The 13532-nt window shown below is 64.8% G+C and carries 14 protein-coding genes; 4 read left to right on the top strand and 10 right to left on the bottom strand.

The genetic code is table 11. From position 1 onward, the window contains the following. Nucleotides 1-14: 14 nt before the first annotated feature. Complete coding sequence (serB, locus tag CFB89_RS08915) at nt 15-860, top strand: phosphoserine phosphatase SerB (RefSeq protein WP_089467550.1); 846 nt, start codon at nt 15-17, stop codon at nt 858-860. Between the two features lie 86 nt (nt 861-946). Here serB and CFB89_RS08920 read toward each other — a convergent pair whose 3' ends face one another. From CFB89_RS08920 to rimO, 4 genes are all read right to left on the bottom strand, one after another. Continuing rightward, a complete protein-coding gene (locus CFB89_RS08920) occupies nt 947-2128 on the bottom strand; it encodes a cystathionine beta-lyase (RefSeq protein ID WP_089467551.1) in 1182 nt (393 codons plus the stop codon). Between the two features lie 114 nt (nt 2129-2242). Further along, nucleotides 2243-2785 (bottom strand): hypothetical protein, encoded by a 543-nt coding sequence (locus tag CFB89_RS08925; protein ID WP_089467552.1) that lies wholly within the window; start codon nt 2783-2785, stop codon nt 2243-2245. Nucleotides 2786-2904: 119 nt separating this feature from the next. Then, entirely contained in the window at nt 2905-3831 is a 927-nt protein-coding gene (locus CFB89_RS08930) for a sugar kinase (RefSeq protein ID WP_089467553.1), read from the bottom strand. A 3-nt stretch (nt 3832-3834) separates the two neighbouring features. Continuing rightward, nucleotides 3835-5196, bottom strand: coding sequence for a 30S ribosomal protein S12 methylthiotransferase RimO (rimO, locus tag CFB89_RS08935; protein WP_089467554.1), 1362 nt, complete (start codon nt 5194-5196; stop codon nt 3835-3837). 713 nt (nt 5197-5909) lie between these two features. On the opposite strand from rimO, the gene CFB89_RS35745 reads away from it, so the two are divergent. Continuing rightward, nucleotides 5910-6008, top strand: a complete 99-nt coding sequence (locus CFB89_RS35745; protein WP_367620045.1) for an AidA/PixA family protein — start codon at nt 5910-5912, stop codon at nt 6006-6008. A gap of 222 nt (nt 6009-6230) precedes the next feature. Further along, nucleotides 6231-6482, top strand: a complete 252-nt coding sequence (locus CFB89_RS08940) for a hypothetical protein (protein ID WP_089467555.1) — start codon at nt 6231-6233, stop codon at nt 6480-6482. A gap of 65 nt (nt 6483-6547) precedes the next feature. Here CFB89_RS08940 and CFB89_RS08945 read toward each other — a convergent pair whose 3' ends face one another. After that, nucleotides 6548-6760 carry a hypothetical protein gene (locus CFB89_RS08945; RefSeq protein WP_089467556.1) on the bottom strand — a complete coding sequence of 71 codons (213 nt, stop codon included), beginning with the start codon at nt 6758-6760 and terminating at the stop codon, nt 6548-6550. 334 nt (nt 6761-7094) lie between these two features. Between CFB89_RS08945 and CFB89_RS08950 the strand changes: the two genes are divergently transcribed. Beyond that, nucleotides 7095-7370 carry a hypothetical protein gene (locus CFB89_RS08950; protein WP_089467557.1) on the top strand — a complete coding sequence of 92 codons (276 nt, stop codon included), beginning with the start codon at nt 7095-7097 and terminating at the stop codon, nt 7368-7370. Between the two features lie 252 nt (nt 7371-7622). Here CFB89_RS08950 and phaR read toward each other — a convergent pair whose 3' ends face one another. The 5 genes from phaR to pgeF all read right to left on the bottom strand — a co-directional run bounded on the left by phaR (nt 7623) and on the right by pgeF (nt 13528). Further along, nucleotides 7623-8189: a polyhydroxyalkanoate synthesis repressor PhaR gene (gene phaR / locus CFB89_RS08955; RefSeq protein ID WP_089467558.1), complete on the bottom strand. Its 567-nt coding sequence runs from the start codon at nt 8187-8189 to the stop codon at nt 7623-7625. 118 nt (nt 8190-8307) lie between these two features. Then, entirely contained in the window at nt 8308-9048 is a 741-nt protein-coding gene (locus tag CFB89_RS08960; protein ID WP_006491801.1) for a 3-ketoacyl-ACP reductase, read from the bottom strand. 135 nt (nt 9049-9183) lie between these two features. After that, complete coding sequence (locus CFB89_RS08965) at nt 9184-10365, bottom strand: acetyl-CoA C-acetyltransferase (protein ID WP_089467559.1); 1182 nt, start codon at nt 10363-10365, stop codon at nt 9184-9186. 99 nt (nt 10366-10464) lie between these two features. Beyond that, nucleotides 10465-12327: a class I poly(R)-hydroxyalkanoic acid synthase gene (gene phaC, locus CFB89_RS08970; protein WP_089467560.1), complete on the bottom strand. Its 1863-nt coding sequence runs from the start codon at nt 12325-12327 to the stop codon at nt 10465-10467. Between the two features lie 361 nt (nt 12328-12688). Continuing rightward, nucleotides 12689-13528: a peptidoglycan editing factor PgeF gene (gene pgeF, locus CFB89_RS08975; RefSeq protein WP_089467968.1), complete on the bottom strand. Its 840-nt coding sequence runs from the start codon at nt 13526-13528 to the stop codon at nt 12689-12691. Between the last annotated feature and the right edge of the window lie 4 nt (nt 13529-13532).

Consider the following 13532-nt stretch of genomic DNA (forward strand, 5'->3'; position numbering starts at 1 on the left):
ACCAACCACTCGTCATGACCCACAATCTCGTCATCCAGAGTCTTGCGCCGCTGTCGGACGCCCATCACAAACCGCTGCTCGCGCTGTCGCGCGGCACCCGCGTCGTGCAGACCGACGATCACGCGCTGCGCATCGAAAACGCGAGCCCGGCGCAACGCCTCGACATCGATGCGTACTGCGGCACGCACGCGCTCGACTTCGGCTTCGTCGAGGCCGGCCGCACGCTCGGCGATTTCGGGCTCGCGGTGATGGACATGGATTCGACGCTGATCACGATCGAATGCATCGACGAGATCGCCGATTTCTGCGGGCTGAAAACGCAGGTCGCGGAGATCACCGAAGCGGCGATGCGCGGCGAGATCCGCGATTTCAACGAAAGCCTCACGCGCCGCGTCGCGCTGCTGGCCGGGCTCGACGCGCACGCGCTCGAGCGCGTGTACGAAGAACGGCTGCAACTGTCGCCGGGCGCCGAAACGATGCTGGCCGGCGTGAAGGCCGCCGGCATGAAGACGCTGCTGGTGTCGGGCGGCTTCACGTTCTTCACCGAGCGGCTGAAAGCCCGCCTCGGCCTCGACTACGCGCATGCGAACACGCTGGAGATCGTCGACGGCAAGCTTACCGGCAAGGTGCTGGGCGAGATCGTCAACGCCGACGTGAAGGCGCGCCTGCTGCGCGATACCTGCGCGTCGCTCGGCCTCGAGCCGAGCCGCGCGATCGCGATGGGCGACGGCTCGAACGACCTGAAGATGATGGCGGAAGCCGGGCTGTCGGTCGCGTTCCACGCGAAGCCCGTCGTGCGCGATGCGGCCACCGTCGCATTCGACCATGTCGGCCTCGACGGGCTGTTGCGCCTGTTCTGATCCCCCGGCACCGTCAATGAAAACGCCGGCGCGATATCGCATCGCGCCGGCGTTTCGTTTTTGTGCCGGACGTTGCCGGCGTGCGATCAGCCGAGCGTGGCCTGCATCGCCCGCTCGATGTCCGCGCGCAAGTCCGCTTCGTCCTCGAGACCCACGTAGAAACGCACCAGCGTGCCGCGATGCGGCCAGTCCGGACGCATCGACGCGACGTCGTAAGGCATCGCGAGGCTGCACGCGCCGCCCCAACTCCAGCCGATCGCGAACAGCTCGAGCAACTCGACGAAACGGTCGATCTGCTCCGCGCTGTAGCGTGCGTCGAACACCACCGAGAACAACCCGCCCGCGCCCGTGAAATCGCGCATGAACGACGCGTGCCCCGGGCAGTCGGCGATCTGCGGGTGCAGCACCGTCGCGATCTCCGGCCGCCCCTTCAGCCATCGCGCGAGCGCAAGCGCGCTCTTGCTATGCGCATCGAAGCGCACCTGCATGCTCGGCAGGCTGCGCAGCACGAGCGAGCAATCGTCGGCCGACACGCCGATCCCGCAGCGCATCCGCGCGAGCTTCAGCTTTGCGTGCAGTTCCGCGTTCGCGGTGATCGTCGCGCCCATCAGCACGTCGCTGCCGCCAGACTGGTACTTGGTCAGCGCCTGCACCGAAATGTCGACGCCGTGAGCGAACGGCTTGAACGCGAGCCCCGCCGAGAAGGTGTTGTCGATCGCGGTGACGATGCCGCGCGCCTTCGCGGCCGCCGTGATCGCCTGCACGTCGGGCACCTCCATCGTCACCGAGCCCGGCGCCTCGAGCCAGACCAGCCGCGTGTTCGGCTGGATCAGCTCGGCGATGCCGGCGCCGATCAGCGGATCGTAGAAGCGCACGGTGATGCCGAAATCGTTCGCGAGCCAGTGGCCGAAATCGGCGTTCGGGCCGTACACGTTATGCGGAACCAGTACGTCGTCGCCCGCTTTCACGATCCCGAAGTAGACGTTCATGATCGCCGCGAGGCCCGACGGCTGAAGCAGCGCGTGCGTGCCGCCTTCGATCTCGGCGAGCCGCTGCGCGAGCGCGAGCGACGTGGGCGTCGCGTGCAGCCCGTAGCGCCACTGATTGTCGTCGTGCCAGACCAGCGCGCGCATCGTCGCGAGATCGGGGAACACGACCGTCGACGCGCGCGCGACCGGCGGCACGAACGAACGGAAGCCTTCCGGAATGACGTCGTCGGGTTGAACGATGCGGGTTTGCAGCGCGCGCTTGGGAGTGGATGCAGTCATGACTGGGGGGCCGGGCACGCGGCCGTTCGGTTGCGGAATATGTCGTTAGAGTAGCCAAAATCGGCGCGCTTGGCCCGGTACAATGCGCGCCGCGCGCACCGAGCCAGCACGCGCTCAGTCGTCGGTACGCAGGTTGACGACGCCGCCCACCGTCTCGATTTCCTGCACGCGGCCGTCGCGCACCTGCAGCGCCGCGCGCTTGCCCGGCGCCAGACGCAGCACGACCGGCTGCGGGTCCGATTCGTCCGAATTCATCCGGTCGGCCTTCAGGTCGCCCGTCGCGTCGAAGCGGCCGATCCACACGCCGGTGATGTTCGTGCCGTCGTTCGACTCCTCGATCTCGAGCGTATCGCCGTCGCGGTCGCCCGCGAGCAGCACGACTTCGCCCGTGTCGGCGAACTGGTATTCGCCGTGCACGCCTTCCTCGTCGGTCTTCGGGCCGAGGTGCACGACGATCGGCCGATCGCCGAGCGTGCCTTCGTAGCGCGGCAGGCGGGCAAACTCCGGATTCGGCTTCAGCGGCCGCGCCGGCGCCGGTTCGCCCTGCTGCACGCCCGGCGCGACCGCCTGCGCGGCGACCCCCGTCGGCATCGCGATGCTTGCCACCAGCGCGCCCGCGACGACGAGCGCCCGTTGCCATTCCGAATATCGACCCACCGTGTGTTGCTCCTTGCTTCAGATTCGCCCGACCATCGCGGACCGTGCCGGGCCGGACCCGGTTCCTGCATGACCGCGCAAGCCTGCGCCGCGGATGCGCGGGGCTTGCGCGTTTCGCGTCAGCCCTGCATCAGGCGTTCCACCGCATCGCGACGCGGAATCGGCGCGACCGCACCGTAACCGGTCGTCGACAGCGCCGCCGCCGCGTTCGCATAACGCGCGGCCGCGAACGGATCGTCGCCCGCGACGATCCGCGCGACGAACGCGCCGCCGAAGCAGTCGCCCGCGCCAGTGGCGTCGACGGCCTCGACCGCGAAGCCCGGCACGACGCGCCGTTCGTGCGGCGTCGCGACATACGCGCCGTCCTTGCCGAGCTTCAACGCGACGACCTGCGGCCCGTGTTCGAGCATCGCGTCGACGATCGCGTCGCGATCGTTCGCGCCGGTGAGCGCCGTGACGTCGTCCCAGCTCGGCAGGCAGATGTCCGTCTGCCGCAGCGCCTCGCGCATCACCGCACGGGCACGCGGCAGCGGCCACAGCTTCAGCCGCAGGTTCGTGTCGAAGCTGACCTTCGCGCCGTTGCGACGCGCATGGTCGATCGCCGCGAACGCCGCGTCGCACGCGGCCGTGCTGATCGCCAGACTGATGCCCGACAGGTGCACGGCCCGCGCGGCCGCGAGCGCGTCGAGCGGCAAGTCGGCCGTCGCGTAGCGGCTCGCCGCCGACCCCGCGCGCAGATAGTCGAACTGATGGCCATCGGCGCCGTGCGTGACGAAATACACGCCGGTCGGCGCCGAGCGGTCGATCCGCACGTACGTCGCGTCTACCTGCTCCGACGCCCACATGTCGGCCAGCAGACGGCCGAACGGATCGTCGCCGATCGCCGACACGAAGCCCGTCGACGCGCCCTGGCGCGCCGCCGCGATGCAGAAGTTCGACGTGTCGCCGCCGAAGCCCTGCAGGTATTCAGGCCGTCCCGGCTGTGACTGGTTGAATTCGATCATCGCCTCGCCGAGCGCGAGGATCTCCGGGAATCCAGCGGCCATCGCTTATACCTCGCCCCACAGATCGTGGCCGTCGGCGCCCGTGATCTTCACGGACACGAAATCGCCGACCTTGTAGCGCTTCGATGCCTTCGCCGCCGGCTCGACGTAGACGACGCCGTCGATCTCCGGCGCATCGGCTGCCGTACGGCCGATGCCGCCTTCCGCGCCGACTTCGTCGATCAGCACCTTGAGCGTCTTGCCGACCTTGCGCTGCATGCGGTTCGCCGACACTTCCTCCGCCACTTCCATGAAGCGCGCGCGACGTTCCTCGCGAACCTCGTCCGGCAGCGCGCCGTCCAGGTCGTTCGCGGTCGCGCCCTCGACCGGCGAATACGCGAAACAGCCGACGCGATCGAGTTCCGCCTCGCGGATGAAGTCGAGCAGCGTTTCGAACTGTTCCTCCGTCTCGCCGGGGAAACCCGCGATGAACGTGCTGCGGATCGTCAGGTCCGGGCAGATCTCGCGCCACTTCTGCACGCGCTCGAGCACCTTCTCGGCGTTCGCCGGCCGCTTCATGCGCTTCAGCACTTCCGGGTGCGCGTGCTGGAACGGCACGTCGAGATACGGCAGCACGTGGCCCTTGAACGGGCCTTCGGCCATCAGCGGAATCACTTCGTCGACGCTCGGATACGGATACACGTAGTGCAGGCGCACCCACGCGCCGTACTGCGCGGCGAGTTCGCCGAGCGCGGCGACCAGGTCGGTCATGCGCGTCTTGATCGGCTTGCCGTTCCAGAAGCCCGTGCGGTACTTCACGTCGACGCCGTATGCGCTCGTGTCCTGCGAGATCACGAGCAGTTCCTTCACGCCCGACTTGAACAGGTTCTCGGCTTCCAGCATCACTTCGGCGACCGGGCGCGATACCAGATCACCGCGCATCGACGGGATGATGCAGAACGTGCAACGGTGGTTGCAGCCTTCGGAGATCTTCAGGTATGCGTAGTGGCGCGGCGTGAGCTTGATGCCGGCCGCGGGCACGAGGTCGACGAACGGGTCGTGCGGCTTCGGCAGGTGCGAATGCACGGCCTGCATCACTTCGCCCACCGCGTGCGGGCCGGTGACGGCGAGCACTTTCGGATGGACTTCCTCGATCAGGTTCGAGCCGCTCGCGCTCGACTTCGCGCCGAGGCAGCCGGTGACGATCACCTTGCCGTTTTCGGTCAGCGCTTCGCCGATCGCGTCGAGGCTTTCCTGCACGGCTTCGTCGATGAAGCCGCAGGTATTCACGACGACGAGGTCGGCGCCGTCGTAGCTGCCGGAGATTTCATAACCTTCGGCGCGCAGTTGCGTGATGATTTGTTCGGAATCGACGAGCGCCTTCGGGCACCCGAGGGATACGAACCCTACTTTGGGGGACTGGGACATCTGGAATGTGGGGCGTGGCAGCAAAAGCGTGAGTTTACAGCCATTTAGGGGCGGCGAGCCAAAATGAATGACAGGCCTGCGGTTGCGGGAACCGGCGCCTTCGCCCCCCGCCCGGCCGTGCGCGGGACAGCCTCTATGCCGCATGCCGTGACGACCGAACGCAAGCCCGTGCAATGGGTAATCGCACTCAAGCCACCGGACCCCAATACCCTCTGTGAAAACCGCACCGGTTCCCGCCGTGCTGGCAAGTGCAAGCCCAATATCGGGCTTTGCCGCTTCAGCCGATCATACGGAATTCAAATGACGTGGACATGTAATCGAGTGTAATGGATGTGCCGCGCGGGGGAAGTTATGTTTTTCGTGTGCGAGATTGCATACGTCATGCCGTGAACCCGAAGGTCGCGAATCAAATTGAGTCAATCACGGTTTTTCGGCCAACGCTCCACGACAGTCACCGGCCTTGCAGACAAATCGCGCGCCCCCTTCGACCCGCGGTAGCAATTCACTCGAGGAAACGAAATGTACAAGCAACCCAACATTGACGCCGGCATTCGGGAAATCACCTTGCTCGCGGTGATTAATGCGGAAAAAGTGATTGAAGAGGCGCAGGGCAGAACGTCCATGGTCAAAACCGCCCCTGTCCAGATCGGAATCATCAATACCTGCTGTGCGACGACCCTTACCGCCGCTCCAACAATCAAGGCGCGTGGAATATCGAATTCGCACTATACAAGCTCGACGCAGACGGGGAGACGCAAAGCCTTCACAGCTACTACGAATGGGATCCGACAATTACCACGTTGGCGCTGTAAATAGAAACCCGAGAGGCTGGGCGACGGGTGCCTGCTTCGTCAAAGTGAGCACCCGTGAATGACGCCTTCCGGTGCATCCCGCCGCATCGTTCAGCGCACACGCCCCCCCCCGGAGAGTGAAGTTGCGGTCAAGCGTATCGCACAAAAATCGGCACGGATTCGCGGCGCCGCTATGCGAAAATCGAAGCCATCGCTCTCTTCCCTCCACTCAACGGGGCTCGCATGACCACCCACATCACGATCGAATTCACCGAACACGCGGCAGAAGCCATCGGTGAGCAAACCAGCACCAGCTTTTCCTACGACCAGGGTGCCCACGTGCCGCAACCCGGCGACTTCGTCGAGCTCGAAAATTCCCGGCAGACGTTTCTCGTGATCGGCCGCGTGTTTTCGCTCAAGGCCAACTACAGCGCGGTCAAGCTCGTTCTCGATCTGCCGCCGCCGGATGGCGAAAACGGATTCGATCCGGCGTGACGCCTCCAATTCCGTGACGAAATCGCAAGAAGTCCACCGAAGCAGGCCCGTACTCGATCCGATGTTCACTTCGGATACATCGTCAGGCACCGGTTGAACCAGACCGCCTCGTCGCCATCGGCGATCAGGCCGAACTCCGTATGGAGTTGCGGCCGGCCGGTTGTCGGCGCAGACGCATGACTATCGCTATCGACCGCACTCACCGCGCGATACTGACAAATCGCATACGAAACGTGTCCGCCGCGCGCATCGCCCGTGAATATGCCCCTTTGCAGCATCGGCTGCCAGCCTCAATACCGGATGCCATTACTCAAAAAATCCGGCCAAGCAAATAAAAAATAGAGAAATAAATAAAAATAATCGATAAATTTATTTATTCTCAGCCCCCCCCGATCTTCGCCTGACCGCACAATACAATTCATCAGAATAATTTATAACACTCAACAATCAATAAAAACCATTTCCAAATCCGCCACCCTCATCCAAAACCCGATCAACCTCCGATATATTTCACGTCACTCAGACATCGGCGCCCATTCGGCCAGCCAATACTGAACCGTGCATGACCCGCATCACAACCCCAGCAATCCACTCATTCATCAAGGAAAGACCATGAGAAAACTTGCGGCCACCCTCGCTTCCGTCATGATGCTTGCCGCCTCCTCGTATGCGTCTGCGGAATCGCTTTGCAAGGCAGGCAAGATCGACAAGATCGAAACCGATACGAGCGGCAATCTCCTCGTATCCATCAACGATGGCATTTACTCGTTCAGCGCCAAGGAAGTGTTCCCGATCATCTACTCGGCATTTTCCGAAAATAGAAATCTGTTTATTTACGGAAATAATTGCGCGAATGGATCGGCGGCAGGCCGCTTCGCGGTTCGATAAGCCGGCCGAAAATCCGGCCATCGGCTTTTTTTACAATCGGCGATTTATCTGATGTTCGGCCGACCGGGCTTTGCCGGTCGGCCTTGTGCGTTTTAATCTGCACCGATGTGCGACGGCACGACAACGCCCATGTACGCGCGGGCAATGCCACCGTGCGGACAATCGTTCCGCGACGCGGCCGGTTGCCGTCCCGCACGGGACGTCCCACGCGATGCCGGTGCGACACTTTGCGCGTCCACACCGGATCGCCGCTTACTTCTTCTCCGGCTCCGACGATCCCGGCTGCTTGAACGGGAACGTGCTGAACATCGACTTCGCCTGGTTCTGCATCTGCTCCTGCATCTGCACGAACATGTTCTTCGACTGCTCGATGTAGCTCGTCATCATCCCCTGCATCATCGGGGCCTGCATGTTCATGAACTGCGACCAGACTTCCGGGTTCATCGCGTTACCTTCGTAGAGGTTCTTCGATTGATCCGCGAGCTTGTTCTGGATGTCGATGAATGCCTGGATGTTCTTTTCCAGGTACGTGCCCATCATGCCCTGCATCGCATGACCGTAGAAACGGATGATCTGCGACAGCATCGACGACGAGAACATCGGCACGCCACCGCTTTCCTCTTCGAGAATGATCTGCAGGAGGATGCTGCGCGTCAGGTCTTCGTTGGATTTCGCATCGACGACCTTGAAGTCCTCCTGCTCGAGCACGAGCTGCTTCACGTCGGTCAGCGTAATGTACGTGCTTGTCTCGGTATCGTAGAGCCGGCGGTTCGGGTACTTCTTGATGAGCCGTTCGGCCGTCTTCTTTGTAGTAGTCATGTAACGCCTTTGAGTGCAGCGTAGCGCAAGTGACGAATCCCCGCCGCCCGAATCCGGGAGGCGGGGGCCTTCGGAAACGCCCGGCTGCGCGGCCATCCGGCCCGCGCAGCCCGGACGCTCAGCCCATGTGCAGGCCGCCGTTCAGCGAGAAGTCGGCGCCCGTCGCGAAACCGGAATCGTTCGACGCGAGCCAGGCGACGATCGAACCGATTTCCTCCGGCCCGCCGAGACGCCGCACCGGGATCGTCGCGACGATCTTCTCGAGCACGTCCGGACGGATCGCCTTCACCATGTCGGTACCGATGTAGCCCGGCGACACGGTGTTGACCGTCACGCCCTTCGTCGCGACTTCCTGCGCGAGCGACATCGTGAAGCCGTGAATGCCGGCCTTCGCGGTCGAATAGTTCGTCTGGCCGAATTGCCCCTTCTGGCCGTTCACCGACGAAATGTTGATGATGCGGCCCCAGCCACGTTCGACCATGCCGTCGATCACCTGCTTCGTCACGTTGAACAGGCTCGTCAGGTTGGTGTCGATCACGGCCGTCCAGTCTTCATGCGTCATCTTGCGGAACACGACGTCGCGCGTGATGCCCGCGTTGTTGACCAGCACGTCGATCTCGCCGACTTCGGCCTTGACCTTGTCGAACGCTTCCTTGGTCGAGTCCCAGTCGCCGACGTTGCCTTCCGACGCGATGAAGTCGTAGCCGAGCGCCTTCTGGTCCTCGAGCCATTTCACCCGGCGCGGCGAGTTCGGGCCACAACCTGCAACCACCTTGAAGCCGTCTTTCGACAGGCGCTGGCAGATGCTGGTGCCGATGCCGCCCATCCCGCCCGTTACGTACGCAATTCGCTGAGACATAAATCTCACTCCATTTTTTGGTTTCGAGAGCTGCCTGAAGCCCCCTCTGACTTCACGTGACGCCGGCCGAAGCCGCAATCGGCCGGCGCACGGATCCGGTTCGCCAGTGGCGAACGGCCGGTTACGGAGGGCCGGTTACGGACGCTCGACCGCGAGCGCGACGCCCATCCCGCCGCCGATGCACAGCGACGCCAGCCCGCGCTTCGCATCGCGCTTGGCCATCTCGTGCAGCAGCGTCACCAGGATCCGGCAGCCCGACGCGCCGATCGGATGGCCGATCGCGATCGCCCCGCCGTTCACGTTCACCTTCGACGTGTCCCAGCCCATCTGCTTGTGCACCGCCAGCGCCTGCGCCGCGAACGCCTCGTTGATCTCCATCAGATCCAGGTCGCCCGGCGTCCAGCCCGCGCGCTCCAGCGCACGGCGCGACGCCGGCACCGGGCCCATGCCCATCACGCTCGGATCCACGCCCGCGTTCGCGTACGCCTTGATCCGCGCCAGCGGCGTCAGGCCCAGCGCCGCCGCCTTCTGCGCCGACATCACCAGCACCGCCGCCGCGCCGTCGTTCAGCCCCGACGCGTTCGCCGCCGTCACCGAGCCGTCCTTCGCGAACGCCGGCTTCAGCCCGGCCAGCGACTCCGCCGTCACGCCGTGACGCACGAACTCGTCGGTCGCGAACTGCAGCGGTTCGCCCTTGCGTTGCGGGATCGACACCGGCACGATCTCGTCATCGAAACGCCCGGCCTTCTGCGCGGCTTCCGCCTTGTTCTGCGACAGCGCCGCGAACGCGTCCTGCTCTTCGCGCGTGATCCCGTATTCCTTCGCGACGTTCTCTGCCGTGATGCCCATGTGGTACTGGTTGTACACGTCCCACAGCCCGTCGACGATCATCGTGTCGACCAGCTTCGCGTCGCCCATCCGGAACCCGTCGCGCGAGCCCGGCAGCACGTGCGGCGCCGCGCTCATGTTCTCCTGGCCGCCCGCGATCACGATCTCCGCGTCGCCCGCGACGATCGCGTTCGCCGCCAGCATCACGGCCTTCAGGCCCGAGCCGCACACCTTGTTGATCGTCATGCCCGGCACGGCGCTCGGCAGCCCTGCCTTGATCAGCGACTGCCGCGCCGGGTTCTGTCCGGAGCCGGCCGTCAGCACCTGGCCCATGATCACTTCGCTGACCTGCTCGGGCTTCACGCCCGAGCGCTCCAGCACCGCGCGGATCACTGTCGCGCCCAGTTCCGGCGCCGCGATCTTCGCGAGCGAGCCGCCGAATTTGCCGACCGCGGTCCGCGCGGCCGATACGATCACTACATCCGTCATTTCCCTTTCCTCCAGGCCCGCACGACACGGCGCATCGTTACCGGCCCTGTTAAAAAAACTGCGGTGCGCCGGACAGCGTGCGCCGCTGTCCGGCTTTCGTCAATCGCGCTGCAATACGTAGCGCCCGGGCGCCGGCTCGATCACCGGGAATTGCGCGGAACCCGCCTGGGCCGGCGGCGCGACCTTGCGGCCGCCGTACGCGTCCAGCCACTCGACCCACGTCGTCCACCAGCTTCCCGGCTGCTCGGTCGCCGCGGCGAACCAGTCGTCCGCGGATTCGGGCAGGTCGTCGTTGACCCAGTAGCTGCGCTTCTTCTTCGCCGGCGGATTGATCACGCCCGCGATGTGCCCCGATGCGCCGAGCACGAACTTCAACGGGCCCGACAGGATCGACGTCGATGCGTAGGCCGTCTGCCACGGCACGATGTGATCCTCGCGCGAACCGTAGATGAAGGTCGGCACGTCGATCAGCGACAGGTCGACCGATTCGCCGCACACGGTCAGCGCACCCGGTTCGCGCAGCTTGTTTTCGAGATAGGTATGGCGCAGGTACCACGCGTACATCGGGCCCGGCAGGCTCGTCGAATCGCTGTTCCAGTACAGCAGGTCGAACGGCGCGGGCGTGCGGCCCTTCAGGTAGTTGTCGACGACGTAGTTCCACACGAGATCGTTCGGCCGCAGGAACGAGAACGTATTCGCGAACTCGACGCCGCGCATCAGGCCCGGTTGCGTACCGTTCTTGCCGCCGATGGTCTGCTCGCGCATCTGCACGTGCGCCTCGTCGACGAATACGTCGAGAATGCCCGTATCGGTGAAGTCGAGCATCGCGGTGAGCAGCGTCATCGATGCGGCCGGATGTTCACCGCGCGCGGCGAGCACCGCGAGCGCGGTCGCGAGCATCGTGCCGCCGACGCAAAAGCCGAGCGTGTTGATCTGCTCGCGGCCGCTGACCTGCTGCACCGCGTCGATCGCCGCGAGCAGCCCTTCGTTCATGTAGTCGTCCCACGTCTTGTGCGCGACCGATGCGTCCGCGTTGCGCCACGACACGAGGAACACCTGATGGCCGTTCGACAGCGCATGCGCGACGAGCGAATTCTCGGGTTGCAGGTCGAGGATGTAGAACTTGTTGATGCACGGCGGGACGATCAGCAGCGGCCGCTCGAACACCTTGTCCGTCTTCGGCGTGTACTGGATCAGCTGGATCAGGTCGTTCTCGTACACGACCGCGCCTTCGGTACACCCGAGGTTCTTGCCGACCACAAACTGCGATTCGTCGGTCTGCGAAATCTTGCCGCGCTGCAGGTCGCCGAGCAGGTTCATCATCCCCTGCCGCAGGCTTTCGCCCTGCGTTTCGAGGATCGATTTCTGTGCGTCGGGATTGAGTGCGAGGAAGTTGCTCGGCGCGGCGGCGGCCGTCCATTGCTGGACCGTGAAGCGGATGCGCTCGCGCGTCTTCGGATCGGTCTGCAGCGCGTCGGCCAGCTCCTGCAGGTAACGCGCGTTGAGCAGATACCACGCGGCCGCGAACGCATGCGCGGGCGACGCCTTCCACGCGTCGCCGCTGAAGCGACGGTCTTTCAATTCCGGTGACTCGAGCTTCGCGGCGGCCGCCTGCTGCATCAGCGTCATGCAATCGCGCGCGTAGTCGGCCTGCAATGCCTGGAGCCGTTCGGGCGGAATCGCAGCCACCGGCAGCTTCAGCCCCGCGAATGGCGACGCCATCGCGCCGAAGTCGGGCATCGACGGCATCTGGAACGGAAACGACGTCGGGAACTGGAATGTCGCGAACGGATTGACGGAGGCCGATGCCGTCGCGGCGCGCGCCGGATCGGCAAAACCGCGCCACGCGTTCAACCACGACTCGAACATCTGCTGCATCGGCTGGGCGGCCGGATCGAAACCGGCGCTGCCTGCGGAAGTGCCCGCATGCGCGGACGTCGACGAATTTTTCGATGCTGTCATTACCTGCCTTACCGGTGATTCGTGAGCGTCAATCGTGAAATCCTGCTCGCGCGCGGCGTGCCGGCTGCGAGCCGGGCCGTCATGCTCTGGAGAGGCGTCTCCAGATTCTGCCGCAGTGCGGTATTTTTATCATTATCGTTTTCCCCATGTGAAGCGCACGATCAAACCACTGAACATTTCTACACGGAGATAATCCGCGCGCAACAGACGGGACAAGGGTTCCGGCGAAACATAAAACATTTTGTATGGCTTGACTCCGGGATTTTTCATTCAGTCGCGCATGCGGCGCCGCATTGCCGCCTCAATATCGAGATAACCCGATTTCGCGGCGCAACAAAACCGCGCACGCATGCGCATGCCGTCAATCGGCCAGCCAGATTGCCGCGGCCATGCGGCCCGTCACACGGTCGCGCCGGTACGAATAGAAGCGCGCGCGGTCGGCGACCGTGCACGCGGCCCCGCCGCTCACGTGCGCCACGCCGGCACGCGCGAGTCGCAAGCGTGCGAGCGCATGGAGATCGGCGAGAAACTTGCCGGGCGCGCCGTCGATCGCGACGAACGCATGACGGGTTTCATCATGCTCCGACTGCGGGGCCGTGTCGAGAAACGCATCGCGCACGTCGGCGCCCACCTCGAACGCCTGCGGGCCGATCGCCGGCCCGAGATACGCATGGAGCGCGCGCGTCGCGCCGCCCGCCAGCGCCGCGACGCGCGCCGCCGTCTGCTCGACGATGCCGGCCGCAAGCCCGCGCCAGCCCGCATGCGCGGCGCCGACCGCACGGCCCTGCGCATCGCACAGCAGCACGGGCAGGCAATCGGCCACCATCACCACGCAGACGGCGCCCGGCCGGTTCGTGACGCTCGCGTCGGCCCGCACCGGCGCCGTTGCAGCGGGCGCAGCGGCAATCACCTCGTCCGCCTGCACGATCTGCGCACCGTGAACCTGCTCGAGCCACGCGGCGCTCGACTGGCCGGCGAGCGCCAGCATGCGCGCGCGATTGACGGCGACATGATCGGGATCGTCACCGGTATGCAAACCGAGATTCATCCCGCCCGGCAGCGCGGCACCGTCCCGCCAACGCCCGTACGGGCCTTCGCTCACACCGCCGTCGCGCGTCGTGATCAGCGCGCGCACGCGCGGCGACACCTGCCAGTCGGGCTGCACGCAGTCCTGCCACGTCAACGGCGCCAGGTTCGTCATCGGC

The sequence above is a fragment of the Burkholderia sp. AU16741 genome, assembly GCF_002223345.1.
GTDB classification, from domain to species: Bacteria; Pseudomonadota; Gammaproteobacteria; order Burkholderiales; family Burkholderiaceae; genus Burkholderia; species Burkholderia sola.